This is a genomic window from Sphaerisporangium viridialbum (assembly GCF_049674955.1).
Taxonomy (GTDB): domain Bacteria; phylum Actinomycetota; class Actinomycetes; order Streptosporangiales; family Streptosporangiaceae; genus Sphaerisporangium; species Sphaerisporangium viridialbum.
In genome coordinates this window covers 7,209,428-7,227,807 of the sequence record NZ_CP187232.1, presented here as the reverse complement: position 1 = coordinate 7,227,807, position 18,380 = coordinate 7,209,428, and the positions used below count along the sequence as shown (strand labels likewise).

Genomic DNA, 18,380 nt, shown 5'->3' with positions numbered 1-18,380 from the left:
CCTACGCCTCTCAGAAAACGACCTGGTCCGCCTCGAATCCCTGCGCCCCGAGGGTGAGCGAGGGACATCGGGCCGCTCTTGAGAGGGCTTGGTTCGTTTTGAATTCTTGCGTTCTGGGGGTGAGTGAGAAGCCGGGCCGCTCGCGAAGGGCTACCTGGCCTGCCACGAATTCCTGCGTCCCGGTGAAGAGTGCGAGACACCGGGCCCCGCTGCCCACCCGACGCCGCGGCCTGCCGGGCCGTGGCTCCGTGGCCCGCGCCGATCAGTTCGGCGGTTCGGCCACCCGTGTTCCCGCCATCGGGGGTAGGACACGTCCTTGGGTGGGCGGCACTCGGTGCCGCCGTCAATTGGGTGACGGGTGGGCTATAGGAGGAAGACCCCACAGCATGCCGTATCCGGAACGCGGAAGTGCCGCCGGAGAGTGGTCTCCGGCGGCACTTCGTCTGCGGGGCGGCTTCCGGGGACTCGCGCCCCCGGAAGCCGGTGAACCGGTTTCCGCTAGTTGCGGACGATGGTGAAGGTCGACGTCGTGTTCTTGATGTCCACGGCGTTGTTGCTGAGGACGAGGTTGTTGAAGGTGGCCGTGCCGACCGCCGGGCCCTGGCCCGGCTCCGGCAGTTCGTTCACCCAGATGCCGAACCCGGACTTGGCGTCGAACGCGTCACCGCTCTTCTTGGCGCCCGTGATCGAGACGTTGGTGAAGATGGTGTCCTTGACCGGGAACTGCGGCTGGCCGCCGACGTAGTTCGTCTGGAACATGATGCCGCTGTAGGTCGGGTCCACGATGTCCACGTTGTTCACGCGGATGCCCTGGAAGACCTTGGAGGCGGAGAAGATCCAGATTCCGGGGAAGGTCTGCGACCCCCAGAAGTGACCACCCGCACGCACGATCGAGATGTTGTCGAACGTGGTGGGCGGGGAGGCGCCGAAGCCGTTCATCGGGTAGCCGAAGTCCAGCGAGCTGATCGTGATGCCCGAGTAGGTCAGCGTGTCGGCGATGTAGATGTTCCTGAAGGTGTTCGCGTACCCGCCGTAGACCGCCACACCGGCCGCACGCCAGGGGAGGATCGCCGTCAGGTTCTCGTACACGTTGTTCTTCTCGTCGGCCCCGCCCGCGTCGATGGCCGAGAACAGCGCGAAGCTGTCGTCGCCCGTCGTGCGCGCCTCGTTGTTGCTGACGAGGTTGTCCGTGCTGCCGTTCGTCATGTTGATGCCGTCGGCGAACGTGTCACGGATGCGGGAGTTCTTGATCGTGATGAAGTCGGTGTTCGCGCCCCAGTACATGCAGACCATGTGCTCGACCCAGATGTTGTCGATCACCATGTTGGCGACGTTGGAGAAGTCGAACACCTTGCCAGGACCGTCGATGCGCGAGGTGTAGTTCCCGAAGTAGGAGAAGCCCGAGAACGTCGACCCGTTGGCGGTCGAGTCGGCACGGAAGCCGACGTCGGTGTTGTCCTGGGTGGTCGGCGCGAAGAAGCGCGTGTACCAGGGGCCGGCGCCGACGACCTTGATGCCCTTGCCGTAGACCTGGAACTTGCCGGCCGTCTGGTAGTCGCCCGGGGGCAGGTAGACGCCGACGAGGTTGGTGTCCTGGCGTGCCTTGTCGAGCGCGTTCTGCACGTCCTGGTGGGCGAAGCCCGTCGGCACCGCGTACTTCGCGGGGTCGGGGTTCGGGATCACCGACACCTGCTCGGTGTTGATGAAGTCGATCGCGTAGTTGCTGGTGTTGGCCGCGTCCTTCTGGAGCCTGATCTTGCTGCCCGCCGGGACGGTGGTCCCGAGCATGACGTTGGCCTCGTCGTAGATGTGACGCGGCCCGGCTCCGGGCGAGTTGGACGGCTGGGTCTCGTTGCCGTACTGCCAGGCGTACTTGGACGTCAGGTTGATGGGCTTGAGGAAGGTGCCGTTGACGTAGATGTTCAGCGTCGAGTTGATGCCGCCGCCGCCCGCCGCGTCCGGGATGGAGAACCGGGTGACGAGGGTGTTGGTGCTGGCCTTGGTGGTGAACTCGACGTAGGCGCCGTTGGAGTTCAGCGTGACGGCCTTGCGGCCGGACGCCTCGCCGGCGAGGTCGCCGATGTCGCGGTTCGGGCCGACCACGGCCGCGCCGCCGCCGATGACGCCGTCCTCGGCCTCGTAGCTGTCGTAGGGCATGTTCGCGCCGCGGCCGACGAAGAACGGCTGGGTGACGGTGTTGTTGCCCTGCTTGACCGGCAGCTCGTTGGCGTCGTTGGCGATCACCGTCTTGACGGTGTACTTGCCGTTGGCGGCCGTCCAGGTGCCGAGGTTGACCGGGCTGGTGGTCGCACCGGGGGCGATCACGCCGGTGTAGGAGCCGGTCAGCGTCTTGACGACGGTGCCGGCGTCGTTGGCGACGGTCAGGGTGATGGCGTGGGCGCCGCCCGCGGAGGCCACGGTGCCCTGGTTCTTGATCGCCACGGAGAAGGTGACGTTGTTGCCCGCCGCCGGGTTGCTGGGCGACCAGGAGGTGCCCGGCACGAGGTCGGAGGTGTCGACCGGCTTGACGACCAGCGAGGACGGGCTGGTGTAGCTGTTGTTGGTCTCGTCCTGCTCGACCACGCTGTTGTCCTCGTCGACCTTGGCGCTGAGCGGGTAGGTGCCCGCGTCACGCGCTCCGATGTTCGCCGAGACGGTGCTGGTGGCTCCGGCCGCCAGCGCGCCGACGGCGGCGGTGCCGACCTTCGTGGTGCCGAGGTAGAAGTTGACGTTCGTCGCGCCCGAGGCGGCGGTGCCGATGTTCTTGACCGTGGCCGACAGCGTGATGGCGTCGGTCTCGATCGGGGCGGCCGGGGCCGACGACATGCCGGTGATCGTCAGGTCGGGGTTCGGGGCCGCGGTGCCGATGACCTGGAACTCCGCGGCCTGGCCGGCGGGGGCGCCGGAGTTGCTGGTGTACTTGAGCTGGACGTCGGCGACCCTGCCGCTGACCGGGATGCTCACGGAGTTCCCGGAGGCGGGGTTGAAGGTGTAGACCGTCGCCGAGGACAGGTTGCTGAACGTCGTCGCGCTCTGCTCACGCCCGAGCACCTGGATGGTCTGCGTGCGGGTGCCCCACGAGCTGTCGGGGTTGAGCTTCACCACGACCGAGTTGACGTCGGCGTTGGCACCGAGCTGCACGGTGAGGGTGTTGGGGTAGGCCCCGCCGTTGCCCTCCCAGTACGTCCCCACGTTGTTGTCGTTGGCGTTGGTGGGCACGAAGGTGAAGACGGAGCCCGAGGCGGTGATCGGCTTGCCGACCGCGAGGTTCGAGCCGCCGGTGCCGCTGCCGTTGCGCGTGACGGTGTTACTGTTCGCCGACTCCTTGCCCGAGGCGTCCTTGGCCCTGACGAAGTAGGACACCGTCGCGGTGTCGGGCTGGCTGTCCGTGTAGGTCAGGACGTTGCCGGCCACGCTGCCGCGCAGGTTGTTGTTGGCGTAGATGTCGTAGCCCGTGACGCCCACGTCGTCGGTGGAGGCGCCCCACGTCAGCTTGATCTGGCCGGAGCCGGGCTGGGTGTACGCCAGGTTCGTCGGCGCGGTCGGCGGGGTGATGTCGCCGCCGGAGACCGGGCCGTACACCTCGAACTCCGAGATCTGGCCGGCCGGCCATCCGGTGTTACCGGTGATGTTCAGCCGGACGTACCGGGCGCTCGCGGCGGTGAAGTTGATCGTCACCGTGTTGTTGGCCGACGGGTCGAAGACGCGCCCGGCCGAGGCGGAGAGGTCGGAGAAGGAGGTCCCGTTCGTGCTTCCCTGCACCGCCAGGGTTTCGGTCCTCGCGCCCCAGTTCGCGGTCGGGAGCTTCAGGATGACCTGGTTGACGCTGACGGCCGACCCGAGGTCCACCTGCAGCCACTGCGGGAAGGCGTTGTTGTTGCTCTCCCAGTAGGTGGCCTGGTTTCCGTCGTTGGCGTTGTTGGCGGTGTAGGGGTTGTTGGAGCTGCTGGCCGAGACGACCTTCCCCGATGCCAGGTTGGGGCCCGCTGCCGAGGCCGGGAGGACCGGCCCCGCCAACACGAGCAGGCTGGTCGCGACCAAGCCTGCGACCAGCCTTAACGCTGGGTACTTCATCTTCATTGAGTTCTCTATCTCTCGTCTGGAACGACAGGGTGAAGCGGGAGTGCGTGACCTCCGCCGCGCGACGCTCCGAGGTGTCGCTGGGGGGTGCTGTTTCTCAACGCAGACGGCGATGAACGCTGCAACCGACGGGTCGTGGGGGCGGCGACCGACCGCGCAATGCCGAAGCCGACATCACCTGGGCCTCCGTGGATGGGGGCGGGGCGGGTGCACGGACGCAGTGCGTTCCAGCCAGAACTTGCGGAGATAAGAAAGAAATAGAACAGTGGTTTGCAAGAATCTTGCAGGGCGTTGGCCAAAGGTTACATACGTGCTACGGCCGCGTCAACGGTTTGGAAAGCCCGGCTTGGTATGACACGGAGTGGTTACGGCCGACCCACCCGGTCTGCCCGAATTCGGGTTATCTGTGTCCTGGATACCCGTCGTCCGGAAGTGGTGGCGCGTGCCGGGGGAGGGGCCGGAGGGCCGCCGGCGCCGGGGTTCCTGAGGGCAGAGAAGGGGGGCGAAGGGGATTTCGGAATAGCCGTATCCCTGGGATTCGGTCGGCAGGAGCTATCGGGGAAATCGCCGGTTCTCCGCAGGGTGCGACACCTTATGGTCACCTGCTTCCAGGTACGACATATGGGCGTAACACTGGGAGTCGTGTCTCCCGCCTCCCGCACCACGCAGGCACGTACCCTCCGAGGGCGAACGGAAGTCGGCCACGTGGAAGAGGGCATCTGATGGAGATCCGTGAATGCCGGGATCAGGATCTCGGTCCACTGGAGCACCACATCCCGTCGCCCGGACGGAACCGATTCCACGAGGCGCGCTTCCGCCGGCAGGAGCAGGGCCGCAGCACGTTCCTCGTCGCCTGGACCGATGACATCCCCGTCGGTTCGGGTGAGATCTTGTGGCACGGATGCGCCGCCCCCGAGGTCGCTCAGCGCTACCCCGACTGTCCCGAGCTGAACGGCCTCACGGTCTCACCCGAACGGCAGTCCCAAGGCATCGGGACGGCACTTGTGCACGCAGCCGAGGCCCGCGCCCGCCAACGCGGCCACCAGCGGATCGGCCTGGGCGTCGACGACGAGAACCACCGGGCGGCGGCGCTCTATCTCCGGCTCGGCTACGAAGAGACCGGGTGCCGATATCTCGACCGCTACCAGTACCTCGACGACCAGGGAGCACGCCACGAGGCCGCCGATCCCGCACGGTTCCTGGTCAAGCGGCTCCAATGACACGCGGCCTGATGCCCGCCAACCGAACCGCGGTCGCTCCGCGTGGCGGCGTGGTAACCCGGAAATCCTGACCGGGAGGCCGTATGGTGGTCATGACGGCCCGTGGACGAGGTGCGGACCAGAGGTGTATGCGCTGGCCAGGGCACCGAACTCTGCGGATTAATCGGCAAGACATGTACCGTGATGGGCCCGGTAGGCGCATACTGGAGACAATGAAGACATCCCGGACCGTGACCCGGCGCTACCTGCCTGGAAGTCCTTTCAACGTCCCAGCCGCTCCCCTCCCCCCTGTCGAGCAGTATGCCTTGCAGGATTTGGTAACCCACGACAAGTACGGCCTTGGCCGAGTCATCGGTGTCGAGGATGACATCGCTGTGCTCGTCGACTTCGGTCCGCAGCAGGAGCGCATCCTGGCGCCGTACGCCAAGCTCACCAAGCTCTGACCCGTCAGCGGCCGAAGCGATCAAGCCGCCCGAGGTTGTACCGACCTGCTCCGGCACCGGAGCGGGCGGGTCTCGCCGGAGAGCAACGGCGAGGCAGCACGGAGGACCGGTCGATCCTCAAAGGGCCACGGTCCTCCGTGGCCCTTTGCTTTGAGACGCTGACCCGGGCTCACGCGAGATCCCGCGCTGTCGGCACCACTTCGGTCCGTCCAACTCAGTCGACTCTGACCCCCGGAGGGGGAGCGCCCTCGCCCTCCCGCTCGTGCCCCTCGTGGGCCGTTTCCAGCCCGATGGCATCGGTGTCGGAGGAGTAGGCCCGGCTGAGCTCGGCTCGGAGCCTGCCGAGCGGGGTGCGCAACCCCTTCGGAGGCACGCCATCGCCGTCCGGAGCGGCCTCGATGGCGGGGATGGCCTTCTTCCCCTGTACCAGCTCCACCAGATCGTCCGGCGGAGGAACGTGAACCTCGACGTACTCACCGTTGGGCAGGCGCTTGATGACCCCGGATTCCACGCCGTGGAGCACCTGCTCCAGTTCCCTGCGCTGAAGTCCGACGCACAGCCGGTACGTGACCACGTACGCCAGCGCCGGCCCGAGGAAGATGAGCACTCGCCCGACCTCGGTCGTGGTGTACAGCGGGATGTGGAACTTCGCCGAGATCCAGTCGTTGGCACCCATCACCAACAGGAGACTGTAGAAAGTGATCGCCGCGACGCCGATCGAGGTGCGGTGAGGATTGTTGCGGGGCCGGTCGCACAGGTGGTGCTCACGGTCGTCCCCGGTGATCCACCGCTCGGCGAACGGGTATAGCGCCAGGCCGGTGAAGATGATGCCCATCGGCAGCAGGGCCGGGATGAGCACGCTCAGCGGCAGGGTGTACCCCAGGAAGTTGATCTCCCATGCGGGCATGAGCCGCAGCGAGCCTTCCAGGAAGCCCATGTAGAAGTCGGGCTGGGATCCCGCCGAGATGTCCGCCGGCGTGTACGGACCGAACAGCCAGATCGGGTTGATCTGGGCGAACGTGCCGAGCAGCGCCAGGACGCCGAAGGTGAACAGGAAGTACGCGCCCGACTTCAGCATGAAGGCCGGGTAGAGCGGGGCGCCCACCACGTTGTGCTCGGTGCGCCCCTTGCCCGGCATCTGGGTGTGCTTCTGCACCCACATCAGCGTCAGGTGAGCGGCGATGAGCGCCAGCAGGAGGCCGGGGATGAGCAGGATGTGGATGGTGTAGAACCGCGAGATCACGTCCTCCCCGGGATACTCGCCGCCGAACAGGAAGAACGAGAGATACGTACCGACCAGCGGGAGCGAGATCAACACACCCTGGGTGATGCGGAGACCGGCGCCGGAGAGCAGGTCGTCCGGAAGCGAGTAACCGGTCAGCCCCTCGGCGAGGGCCAGGGTGAACAGCAGCACACCGATGATCCAGTTGAGCTCGCGCGGCTTGCGATACGCCCCGGTGAAGAACACCCGGAGCATGTGCACCATCAGGCCCCCCACGAACAGCAGCGCGGCCCAGTGGTGGATCTGCCGGATCAGCAGGCCGCCGCGGACGTCGAAGCTGATGTGCAGCGAGGACTCGTAGGCCTGGGACATGTGCACGCCCACCAGCGGCGCGTACGAGCCGTTGTAGGCGACCTCGGCCATGCTCGGCTTGAACCAGAACGTCAGGAACGTGCCGGTGAGGAGCAGGATGACGAAGGAGTAGAGCGCGATCTCACCCAGCAGGAACGACCAGTGGTCGGGGAAGACCTTGCGTAGGTTGCGCTTGAGGAAGCTCCCGGCGCCGATGCGGTCGTCGATGAAGCTCGCGTGGTGCGCGATGGCCTTGGGAGTGCTGTCGAGGCTCATGCCTGCCCCCTAGCTTCGGCGTCCCCGCGCTCCCAGAAGCTGGGACCGGCCGTTGAAGTCGCTCCGTGTGCCCCCGTCCCGCTGGTGCGGTGGCACCGGAGGCGCTTTGGCGACCTCCGGCGGCGCAGGGGTCTTCGCCTGCTGCCGTCGTCGGCGAAGGTACTCAGCAAACGAGCCGACCTGGAGTACCGCCATCCCCCATACTCATCGCGAATGCGTGCAATTGCGAACCATCTGACATGCAACAGCGACCCAAAAATGGGTGGGACTCGACCAGAGCGGCGTCGCGTCAATGGATATGGCGGTGGACGTCGCTCGCGGTGGACAGACCGGGTAGGGCAGGGGCGATCCAGGGGCCGTCCAGTGAGGGGTCGAGGATGCCCTCTTCCACGAACGTGTAACGTCCGTCGAGGATCAGGCGGGCCAGCCGTACGTCTCGCGCGTCGGAGTTGTCCCACAGCCGGTGGAACAGCGCGTCCGCGCGCAGCCGAGCCTGGTGGCAGAACATGTCCGCGATCTCCTGCGGCTTGCGGCCGAACTCGGCGGCGTCCTCCTGGGCCCGGACGCAGGTGGCGGTGATGGCGAACAGTTCGGCGCCGACGTCCACGATCCGGGAGAGGAAGCCCTGCTTGTGCTCCAGCTTCCCCTGCCATCGCGACATGCCGTAGAACGTGCACCGGGCGAGCTTCCGGCTGGTCCGTTCCACGTACCTGAGGTGGTGGGCGAGAGGGCCGAAATGGGAGTAGGAGGTGGGGAGCTGGCCGGCCCCCGCCACCAGCGTGGGCAGCCAGCGAGCGTAGAAGCCGCCCGCCTTGGTCGCCGCCCGTCGCTTGGCCTTGAGGTCGGCCTTCGGGTCGATGAGCCCTCCTGCGACCGAGAGGTGCGTGTCCACGGCCTCGCGAGCGATGAGCAGATGCATGATCTCGGTGGAGCCCTCGAAGATGCGGTTGATCCGTACGTCCCGCAGTATCTGCTCGGCGGGGACGCCCCGCTCGCCGCGGGCCCGCAGCGACTCGGCGGTCTCGTATCCCCGTCCGCCCCTCACCTGGACCAGTTCGTCCGCCACTCGCCAGGCCATCTCCGAGCCATAAAGCTTGGCCAGGGCCGCCTCGATGCGGATGTCGTTGGTCTCGTCGTCGGCCAGGCGACTGACCAGGTCGACGATGGCTTCCAGGGCGTAAGCCGTGCAGGCGATGAAGGAGATCTTGCGGGCCACCGCCTCGTGCTCTCCGATCGGGTGACCCCACTGGACTCGCTCGGTGCCCCACTCGCGTGCGATCTTCGCGGCCCACTTGGCCGTGCCGGCGCATGTGGCAGGGAGCGAGAGGCGGCCGGTGTTGAGCGTGGTGAGTGCGATCTTCAGCCCCTGTCCCTCGCGGCCGATGAGGTTGCCCGTGGGGACGCGGACCTGGTGGAAGCGGGTCACCCCGTTCTCGATCCCGCGCAGGCCCATGAAGGAGTTCCGGTGCTCGACGGTGATGCCGGGGGCGTCGGCCTCGACGACGAAGGCTGAGATCTTGCTCCCCGTCCGCGCCATCACGACGAGGAGGTCGGCCACGACCCCGTTGGTCGTCCACAGTTTCACCCCGTCGATGACATACGAGTCGCCGTCGCGGACGGCGGTCGTGGACAGCCGGGCGGGGTCGGACCCTACATCGGGCTCTGTGAGGAGAAAGGCGGAGATTCCGCCGCGTGCGCATCGGGGGAGGAAGCGCTGCTTCTGCTCGGGCGTTCCGAACAGCCTGAGCGGCTGAGGTACGCCGATGGACTGGTGGGCCGAGAGCAGCGCGCTGAGCGCGGGGGAGTAGGACGCGGTGAGCATCAGCGCCCGTGTGTAGTACAGGTGGCTCAACCCCAGCCCGCCGTACTTGTTGTCGATCGTCATCCCGAACGCGCCGAGCGCACGCAGGCCCTTGACCACGTCGTCCGGCACGACCGCGGAGCGTTCGATGAGCGCCGGGTCGACGCTGTCGTGCAGGAACCTCCGCAGCGCCCGCAGGAAGTCCTCGCCCTTCTTGGCCTCCTGTTCGCTCAACTCCGGTGCCGGATGGACGAGATCGGGCCGGAAGTCGCCGAGGAAAAGCTGCTTTCCGAAGCTCGGACGGGCCCACTCCTTCTCGCGGGCCTGCTCGGCGACCTCACGTGCCCTGGCGTATTCGGTCATCGCGACCTCCTCAGACCGTGATGCTTTCGACGCTACGCCTGTTCGCTACCGGTGAGTAGCTTCCGGTACCGCCAGCGGTACGCTGCGCGTCCAGCGCTCCGGGCCATGGTGTCTTCTTCCGATCGCCCGGCGCCCCCGGTCCTGGTCAGTCTTTCGGTGTGCCGCCGTGTTGGGCGATCAGTTCGCTTGCCTCGCGCAGGATCGCGGCCTGCCGCTCAAGGCGCCTGCGGCGCCGGGAAACGGTCACCCGGATGACCAGGAAGGCGACGACGAGGAGGACGAGGAAAGCAAGCTGCGGCCACGGCAGTGCCCAGAGCGTGGTGTCGATCGTCACCCGCTCGGCGACGACGCCCGGGGGCGACTTACCCACGGGTGAGGGGATCGCCACGACTTTCGTGGTGATCGACCCCATCGGCCAGACGCCGGTCACCCGTGCGGTGAACTCGCGACTGCCACCCGGCATGATTTCCCTGGTCTTGGCTTCGGACGTGTCGTCCCAGCCGCTTTCCCCCACCAACGCGGACGTTCGGACCTGCGCGTCCGGGGCCACCCGGACATTGCCGACGTTGGCCACGGTGTAGGTCACGTCGATGTGGCCCGCGGCGAAGGGGTTCCATGAGCCGGTGTATTCGGTCCGCAGATTGGTCACGGCGAGTTTGGCCACGTAGTCGCCGGTCACGCGGAGGTTCACCCGGACGCCCACCCGGTTCTGGACCCGGACCTGCCCGGAGATCGTGTCCACGGACGCGGTGACACCCGCGGGGTGGTCCCCCGGCGTCGCGTTCCGCGGCACCGAGACCTTGACGGGTACGACGGCGGTGCCACCGGCGGGAATGGTCACCTTGTCGGGAAGCTTGATCCATGCTCCGCCGTCGGTCGGCGTGGCGTCCGAGGGCCGCATGTCGAACAGTCCCTTGGCGGTCAGGTAGCCGTCGTTGGCGTCGATCGCGAAGACGACCTCCTTGGTGGAGCGGTTGATGATCGCGACATGCTCGGTCGCCTCCTGCCCACCGGCCAGTTCGACATCGATCACGCTGCGGCCGTCGGGGCCCTTGGCGTCGGCCGGCGCGACCGACCAGGTGATGTCGCTCCGGCCTGCGGCGCCGGCCGGGCCGGCGAACCCGACCAGGGTGGTCGCGACAGCGCACAGGAGCGTGAGGAGGGCGAGTGCCCTGCGCGGACTGCTTTTGGCCAACGGAGGTGTCTCCTGTCTCATCGTGAAGGTCCGGGACGTGGGCCAGACTGGCACACGTCCCGGACGGACCCAGCGGCAGGGGGCGTCCCGCCCCCTCGGCTCAGGACTGGTTGAACAGCGAGAGCGTCAGGGTCGAGTGGTACTCGCCGGCGGCGACGTCGACGGGTGTGCGCAGTGCGAGGTCGGCGTTGACCTGGTGGGTGCCGATCTCGTCAGCGGAGTTCGCGGTCGAGACGAGCAGTTCCTGGCCCTGCAGACCCACGGCGGGTGCTCCGGTGCCGTCGGAGACGACGCTGGAGACGGGCTCACCGGGTGCCACCGACCCGGTGGAGGAGCCGGTGAGCAGGTGCGGGGTCCATCCCAGGTACTCCGGGCCGATGGTCTTGGCCGGGTCGCCGGTCGCGACCAACTGGCTGGACTGGCCCACGACGGCCCAGAAGTTTCCCGTGGGGATCTCGTCGGGAAGGCGGGTGTCGGTCACCGTGACCGTCGGCAGGGTGCCGGTGAACTGGCGGGCGGCGGCGTTCGACCCGTTCTCCGCGAGGGTCACGCCGTTGTTGTCGGCCACGGTCATCGACACCTGACCGGGAACGCGGAGGGGCTCGATCTTCACCGACACCTCGATCCCGTCGCTGTCAGGGTCGCCGTCCGCCATCGCGGGACCGGCCACACCGGCAAGCGCGAGGCCGAGCACCGATGCGGCGAGTATCTGGGTAGCTCTCTTGGTCTTCATTTGATCGCTCCATTTATGGGTGCGGGGCCGGGGCCGGCCGAATCGACCGGCCCCGGGTTCACTGAAGGCGGCGCCCCCGGGCACCTACGGCGTTCACCGTGGCCACCGCCGGTCCGGTCAGGCGCAGCTGATCGCGGTGTAGGCGGCGTCGTAGGACGAGGTGACCTGCTTGCCACCGATCGTCGCGGTACCCGTCACGGTCGCCGTGCCCGCGGCGAGCTGCCCGGTCCTGGTGTTGAAGGACTGGTACGCCTGCTTGCCCGTGGCCACGTCCGCCACGGTCTTGGCACCGTAGGCGGTCGACAGCGTCACATTCACCGGCACGGAGGCGTCGTTGACGCCCGTCACCGCCACGTACGCCGACGTGCCCACACAGCGGGCCTGGGCGGTCACGGTCAGCGCGATCTGCGGAGCGACCGACACCGCGACAACCTTGATCTCCTCAACGTTCCCGGCCTTGTCGGTCGAGCGGTACCGCAGCTCGTGCTGCCCCTGCCCCGAGACGGTGACCGTCCCGGTGTACGGCGCCCAGGCGCCGCCGTCCAGGGAGTACTCGGTGCTCGCCACGCCGGACGTCTCGTCCGTCGCGGAGAGGGTCGCCGGCACACCGCCGTTGTCCGCCGCACCGACCGTGGCGGTCGTCACCGGCGCGGTCGCGTCCACCTTGACGGTCAGCGTCTTGAGAACCTCGACGCTGCCGGCCTTGTCGACGGAGCGGTAGGCCAGCGTGTGCGAGCCGTCCCCGGTGATGGCGATCGGCGCGGTGTACTTGGTCCAGGCGCCGCCGTCGAGCTGGTACTCGGTACGGTCGACCTTGCTCTCCTGCCCGGGGGTCGCGGACAGCGTGACCGACACCGGACCGGTGAACCAGCCACTGGCCGGCTCGGCCGGGGTGGTCGTCGCGGTCGTCACCGGCGGCGTCTTGACCTTCACGGTCTCCTTGTTGTAGTTCTTGCCGTTGCCGTCCGGCTTGTAGTTCTTCTCGACGTTGCCGGCGATGTCGACGGCGAACCAGGACACCTCGGTGGTCTTGTCGACCGTGATCTGCTGCGCGCTCTCACGCATGCCCGCCGACGCCAGCTTGAGCGAGTTCAGCGTCGGCCGGCTGCCGTCCAGCGTGTAGTACACGTTGGCGGGCTCGTTGATCTTGAAGGTGAACGTGGTGGAGGTGTCGGTCCGACTGGTGATCTTCAGGTCGGACTCGGGACGCTCGTGGTCGTCGGCGAAGGCGCGGGCGACCTCGAGGATGGCGATCTGACCGTTGGCGAACTCCATCACCTCCTCGTGACCCTCGCTGAAGGCCGGCTGGAAGCCGACCGCGGTGAACCGCTTGGTGGCGGGGTTGTACATGTCCGCGCCGACCTCGAAGTCCCAGCCGATGATGCCGCGGTTGTACCAGTGCTCGTCGGCGCTGTTACCGGCCGCCGAGTAGAGCACGTCGGTGACGGGACCGGTACGGCCCGGCCAGATCGCCGTGCCGCGGTGGGTCTGCACCGCGGACAGGATGTGGTCGGAAGCGGACCAGAAGTAGTTCTCGGTACCGAAGTCGACCCGCGGCAGCACTTCGCGCCCGGCGGTCTTGTAGGCCCCCGGAGGCCACATGAAGTAGCCGCCGTAGGAGTGCGTGTTCATCGCGAACTTGATGTTCGGGTACTGGGTGGTGAGCCACACCTCGTTGCGGGTCTCCGGCTCCGACAGCTTGGAGGGGCCGGAGTAGGTCTCGCTGGTGCAGGTCGAGGAGGAGCCGTTGTACCCGTCGAAGATGGCGCCGACCGAGAAGTTCCGGTTCAGGTCGACACCCCAGGCGTTGCGGTTCGCGGGGTCGGCCGCGCTGGCGGCGCAGTAGTTGACCATGTTCTTGCGCTGCATGTTGTAGTCGTACATCGAGTAGTGCGCGCCGTCGGGGTTGGCGGTCGGCAGTACGAAGATGTCGAGGTTGTCCACGAGCTTCTTGGTCGCGTTGTCCCGCGCGTAGTTGCGCAGCAGCCGCTCGGCGGTCTCCACGCAGGTCAGCGGAGTCACCCACTCACGGGCGTGCTCCTGGCAGTAGAGGAACACGCCGGTCTTGGAGCGGTCCCGCTTCTTGCCGATGCGCAGGACCTTCATCTGGAAGGGGTCGCGCGACACGCCGGCCGGCGCCTTGAGGTAGTCGGTCAGCCGCACGGTCGTCGCAGCGGCCACCACGCCCGCGCCCGCGTTGCCGCGGTAGGTGTTCGCCGTCACCAGTGCCGACGCCGCCGGGTCGGCGTTGACGGCGTCCACCACCTGCTTGGCCGTGCTGGTGATCGCGCCGGAAGCGTTCGTGGCCAGGTTGACCACGATGTCCTTGCCGTTGACCGCGACCGACAGCGGGGAGGAGGCGGCGTTCGGGTTGACCAGCGCCGCGGTGATGTCGTTGCCGCCCTCGCTGCCGTAGGTCTTGGAGCTCAGGTAGACGATGCCGGCCGAGGCCGTGCCGAACTGCGCCTGGGCGAGCCGGCGGTAGCCGTTCGTCTTGTACGGCAGGTTGATGATCTCCGACGTCTTCGGGAACTCCTTGGCCAGACTGACCATCCGGTCGGTGACCTCGGTCGGGTCCATGTAGTGGTCGGTGAAGTCGGAGACGTAGTGCTCCTTCGGCGCCTTGCGCGGCGCACCCAGCCACTTGCTCACCTTCGCCGTCACCGTACCGCCGCGGTTGCTGGTCACCGTGACCTTGGCCGGCTCCCGGTCGATCGCGAGCGGCGAGGTGAACCGGTGGTACATGTACTGGCCGGCGTCGGTGAAGCGGGACATCGTCGCCGTGCCGCCCGAGTCGGGGGCGGTGTCCTTGCCGCTGTCCCAGGTGGCGGTGAGGACGGTCTGCGCGTCGGTCGCGCTCGACTTCACCTCGACCGACAGGAAGCGCTGGTTGTCCACGCTGGTGAACCACTCCGCGCGCAGGACCGTGAGCGTGTCCTCCGCCGCGGCCTCGGCCGCGGCGACCCTCGCCAGGGCCTGCGACCGCTCGACCTTGTTGGCGGCGAAGTCGCTCTCGTCGGAGATGACGCCACGAAGATCGAAGCCCTGGTCCCGGAGGTCATCGGCCTCCCGAGGGCTGAGGATGGCGTGCACCTCGATGCCGTCATCCACGGGCTTTTTGTATTCGGCCAGGTCCACGCCCATGTCGGCCAGCCGGTCCACGTCGGCCTGTTCCGGCACGACGATCCGGACCAGGGCGACGCCGTTCTGCTCGGTGGCGGGCAGCCGGTCAGGGGCGACGTCGCTCACCGGCGGGCTCGGGTCGGCGAGCACCGGAAGTGGGCTGACAGCGATAGCCAGGGGTAATGCGAGCGCAACGGCGAAGCGGCGAGCTCTGCTGCTGTTGGCAGCGCCTCTCATTGACGTTCCTCCATCTGCGTGCCGGCCAGGTGGGGGGAGTTCAGCCTGGCAGGACGCACGCAAGTCGAGGGAAGTCTTTTGCAACGGTCCCATTTCCGTCAAGCGGTCATATTTACCGTTTAAGGTATTTTTCGATAACATTCTTATTTCTGAGCACTTTTGGGGATGTAGCGCCCAGATCCCACATCGGTAGTGCCGCCCAAAACCCGTGGGACCGGGGATCGAACGGCAGCCTCGACCGAGGCAGGGGGCATGGATGGAGTCTCGGCAGGCGCACAGCCGGCCGGCCGACTGGTCCTTGAGAAGACGGCGGCTCCGGTGGAGCTGGGGAGCTCCACCGGAGCCGAGCTGTGACACGCCCGTCTACCAGCGGGTCTTCGTACCTGCCGGAAGACCGGCAGGTACCGCGCCGGTCGTCACTCGATGGTGTGTCGGTAGGTGCGGGAGCACGTGCCCCGACTCTCCTCGTCACGACGACGGTGAACGTGGTCTCGCCACAGCGGGCGGGGAGTGTTCCCCCGTTGGCTCAGGACTGGTTGAACAGCGAGAGCGTCAGGGTCGAGTGGTACTCGCCGGCGGCGACGTCGACGGGTGTGCGCAGTGCGAGGTCGGCGTTGACCTGGTGGGTGCCGATCTCGTCGGCGGAGTTCGCGGTCGAGACGAGCAGTTCCTGGCCCTGCAGACCCACGGCGGGTGCTCCGGTGCCGTCGGAGACGACGCTGGAGACGGGCTCGCCGGGTGCCACCGACCCGGTGGAGGAGCCGGTGAGCAGGTGCGGGGTCCATCCCAGGTACTCCGGGCCGATGGTCTTGGCCGGGTCGCCGGTCGCGACCAGCTGGCTGGACTGGCCCACGACGGCCCAGAAGTTTCCCGTGGGGATCTCGTCGGGAAGACGGGTGTCGGTCACGGTGACCGTCGGCAGGGTGCCGGTGAACTGGCGGGCGGCGGCGTTCGACCCGTTCTCCGCGAGGGTCACGCCGTTGTTGTCGGCCACGGTCATCGACACCTGACCGGGAACGCGGAGCGGCTCGATCTTCACCGACACCTCGATCCCGCTGTTGTCAGGGTCGCCGTCCGCCATCGCGGGACCGGCCACACCGGCAAGCGCGAGAGCGAGCACGGATACGGCGAGTATCTGGGGGGTCCTGTTGCTTTTCATGTGATTGCTCCACTTATGGGGGGCGGGGCCGGCCGTCCTGTCGGCCGGCCGGCCCCGGTTCAACTAAGCGGCGTCCCCGGCGCGTACACCGTGGCTACCGCCGATTCGGTCAGCCGCAGCTGATCGCGGTGTAGGCGGCGTCGAGCGACGAGGTGACCTGCTTGCCACCGATCGTCGCGGTACCCGTCACGGTCGCCGTGCCCGCGGCGAGCTGCCCGGTCCGGGTGTTGAAGGACTGGTACGCCTGCTTGCCCGGGGCGACGTCCGCCACGGCCTTGGCACCGTAGGCGGTCGTCAGCGTCACGTTCGCCGGCACGGTGCCGTCGTTGACGCCCGTCACCGCAACGTACGCCGACGTGCCCACGCAGCGGGCCTGGGCGGTCACGGCCAGCGAGAGGCCGGGGGTCAGCTTCGGCTGGTGCTGCGCGTTGAACCTGTCGAGCTTCACGGCCGCCGCCGCGTTGATCTCGGCCTGGCTGAGGAACTGGCTCGGCGTCAGCTTGAAGGCGTCGAAACCGCGTGCGATCTCGTTACCGTAGATGAAGCCGTTGTACCAGTAGACGGACCAGTAGCCGCCGGTGACCAGCGAGGTGCCACTGACCGGGCCACGGTCGAAGAAAGCGATCTCCTTGGGGTTGCTGGAGTCGGTGAAGTCGAACACCGACAGGCCACCCTGGTACCAGGCCTGGACCATGACGTCGCGACCGGGGATCGGGACGAGCGACCCGTTGTGCGCGACACAGTTCTCCATCGTCGTCTGCGGCGCCGGCATCTTGTAGTAGCTCCGGAAGACGAGCTTGCCGTTGACGATGTCGTAGATCGAGTTCGCGCCCCAGGACGGCAGGTCGGTGGTCCTGCAGCGCGCGGCGGAGCCGCCGCCCCACTCGTCGGTGAAGACGACCTTCGTACCGTCGTTGTTGAAGGTGGCCGAGTGCCAGTACGCGTAGTTGGGGTCGGAGACCGCGTCGAGCCGCTTCGGGTTCGTCGGGTCGGAGATGTCGATCAGGATGCCGTTACCAGCACAGGCACCGGCGGCCAGACCGATTTCCGGGTACGCCGTGATGTCGTGGCACTGGTTGGTGACCGGCGACGGCGACCAGTTGATGCCCGCCGGGTGCTGCGGAGTGGGCGGGGAGTTCTGCAGGCCGTTGATCGCGCCGGTCTGCGGGTCGGTGAACAGCCGGGGGTTGCTCACGACCGCCGCGTCCTGCGGCGCGGCCAGCGGCACCCGGATGACGTCGATCCGCCACAGCGAGGTGGCCGGGTCGGTCGCCGCCGTGTTGGCGCAGCCCGCGAGCTCCTGGCCGGAGCGAACGCTGGCGGTGCCGGAGACGTAGACGTAGACGTTCTCCGGCTCGTTCTTGCTGGTCACCAGCGAGTGGGTGTGCGAGCCGCGGCAGGTCTGCACCGCCGCCACCTGCACCGGGTGGCTGATGTCGCTGATGTCGAAGACACGGACACCGCGGAAGCGGTCGGGGTTGACGGTTCCGCTGGCTCCCTGCGTGCCACAGTCGATCCGGCCGCGGGTCTCCTCCACCGACATGAACAGCAGGTTCCCGTACACCGACAGGTCGCCCTGCCCGCCCGGGCACACCACCGACGTCTTCAGCACGGGGTTACCACCGGTGGAGATGTCGTAGATGTTGAAACCGTTATAATTGCCGGAGAACGCGTAGTTTCCGCCGAATGCCAGGTCGGAGTTGAGGTACGAGCCGTTGCCTGGGCTGGAGGGGACGTAGAAGCCCTCTGGCCTGTCCCGGTGCGCGGTCATTTCCATTCCGCTGATGGCCTGCTGGGCGTCCAGCCATCCGGCGCTGAGACCGACCCGGGGGTCGACGTCGGCCGACGCGGCCGCCGCGGAGGTCGCGGCCGGCAGTAGCCCCAGCAGTAACGCGCTTGCGGCGATGATCCCGAGCTTTTGTAGTCTGGCACGTCCCCCACGTGCCGAACGGCTACTTCTCACGGGCCGTTTCCCTTCTTTCGGGCATCTCCTCCCTAGTTGATCGATCGCGAAGGGCGACCCGGGATCTGGCCGGTGCCTCTTGCGACGCCAGCTGGGGGGGAGATCCACTTTGGTGTTACCCGCGAACTGTAACGGAGACGACCTTGATGTTCTATACCATGACATCTCTATTGTTCCGGGTGTACACCACCCGGCAAGGCGGAAAAGGTCCCAA

General features: G+C 67.4%; 10 protein-coding genes. 2 read left to right on the top strand and 8 right to left on the bottom strand.

Annotated features, from left to right (window positions below):
• Nucleotides 1-498 precede the first annotated feature (498 nt).
• Complete coding sequence (locus tag ACOZ38_RS32650) at nucleotides 499-4,041, bottom strand: discoidin domain-containing protein (RefSeq protein WP_424534910.1); 3,543 nt, start codon at nucleotides 4,039-4,041, stop codon at nucleotides 499-501.
• Nucleotides 4,042-4,802: 761 nt separating this feature from the next.
• Here ACOZ38_RS32650 and ACOZ38_RS32645 point away from each other — a divergent pair.
• Both ACOZ38_RS32645 and ACOZ38_RS32640 read left to right on the top strand, forming a co-directional pair.
• Nucleotides 4,803-5,300, top strand: coding sequence for a GNAT family N-acetyltransferase (locus ACOZ38_RS32645; RefSeq protein ID WP_424534909.1), 498 nt, complete (start codon nucleotides 4,803-4,805; stop codon nucleotides 5,298-5,300).
• 305 nt (nucleotides 5,301-5,605) lie between these two features.
• Nucleotides 5,606-5,743, top strand: a complete 138-nt coding sequence (locus tag ACOZ38_RS32640) for a hypothetical protein (protein WP_405139544.1) — start codon at nucleotides 5,606-5,608, stop codon at nucleotides 5,741-5,743.
• Nucleotides 5,744-5,957: 214 nt separating this feature from the next.
• On the opposite strand, the gene ACOZ38_RS32635 is transcribed toward ACOZ38_RS32640, so the two are convergent.
• From ACOZ38_RS32635 to ACOZ38_RS32605, 7 genes are all read right to left on the bottom strand, one after another.
• On the bottom strand, nucleotides 5,958-7,592 hold the full coding sequence (locus ACOZ38_RS32635) for a cytochrome b (protein WP_424534908.1): 1,635 nt from the start codon (nucleotides 7,590-7,592) through the stop codon (nucleotides 5,958-5,960).
• 289 nt (nucleotides 7,593-7,881) lie between these two features.
• A complete protein-coding gene (locus ACOZ38_RS32630; RefSeq protein ID WP_424534907.1) occupies nucleotides 7,882-9,756 on the bottom strand; it encodes an acyl-CoA dehydrogenase family protein in 1,875 nt (624 codons plus the stop codon).
• Between the two features lie 145 nt (nucleotides 9,757-9,901).
• Nucleotides 9,902-10,951: a hypothetical protein gene (locus ACOZ38_RS32625; protein ID WP_424534906.1), complete on the bottom strand. Its 1,050-nt coding sequence runs from the start codon at nucleotides 10,949-10,951 to the stop codon at nucleotides 9,902-9,904.
• Between the two features lie 100 nt (nucleotides 10,952-11,051).
• Nucleotides 11,052-11,684 (bottom strand): hypothetical protein, encoded by a 633-nt coding sequence (locus tag ACOZ38_RS32620; protein WP_424534905.1) that lies wholly within the window; start codon nucleotides 11,682-11,684, stop codon nucleotides 11,052-11,054.
• A 117-nt stretch (nucleotides 11,685-11,801) separates the two neighbouring features.
• Nucleotides 11,802-14,957, bottom strand: a complete 3,156-nt coding sequence (locus ACOZ38_RS32615; protein ID WP_424534904.1) for an OmpL47-type beta-barrel domain-containing protein — start codon at nucleotides 14,955-14,957, stop codon at nucleotides 11,802-11,804.
• Between the two features lie 613 nt (nucleotides 14,958-15,570).
• Nucleotides 15,571-16,203: a hypothetical protein gene (locus ACOZ38_RS32610; RefSeq protein ID WP_424534903.1), complete on the bottom strand. Its 633-nt coding sequence runs from the start codon at nucleotides 16,201-16,203 to the stop codon at nucleotides 15,571-15,573.
• Between the two features lie 109 nt (nucleotides 16,204-16,312).
• Entirely contained in the window at nucleotides 16,313-18,166 is a 1,854-nt protein-coding gene (locus ACOZ38_RS32605; RefSeq protein ID WP_424534902.1) for an LVIVD repeat-containing protein, read from the bottom strand.
• Nucleotides 18,167-18,380: the final 214 nt, after the last annotated feature.

What these genes read in the sequence shown, in the direction of transcription:
- ACOZ38_RS32635 (WP_424534908.1), bottom strand. Translation starts at nt 7,592, where the DNA reads ATGAGCCTCGACAGCACTCCCAAGGCCATCGCGCACCACGCGAGCTTC.
- ACOZ38_RS32630 (WP_424534907.1), bottom strand. Translation starts at nt 9,756, where the DNA reads ATGACCGAATACGCCAGGGCACGTGAGGTCGCCGAGCAGGCCCGCGAG.
- ACOZ38_RS32620 (WP_424534905.1), bottom strand. Translation starts at nt 11,684, where the DNA reads ATGAAGACCAAGAGAGCTACCCAGATACTCGCCGCATCGGTGCTCGGC.
- ACOZ38_RS32645 (WP_424534909.1), top strand. Translation starts at nt 4,803, where the DNA reads ATGGAGATCCGTGAATGCCGGGATCAGGATCTCGGTCCACTGGAGCAC.
- ACOZ38_RS32610 (WP_424534903.1), bottom strand. Translation starts at nt 16,203, where the DNA reads ATGAAAAGCAACAGGACCCCCCAGATACTCGCCGTATCCGTGCTCGCT.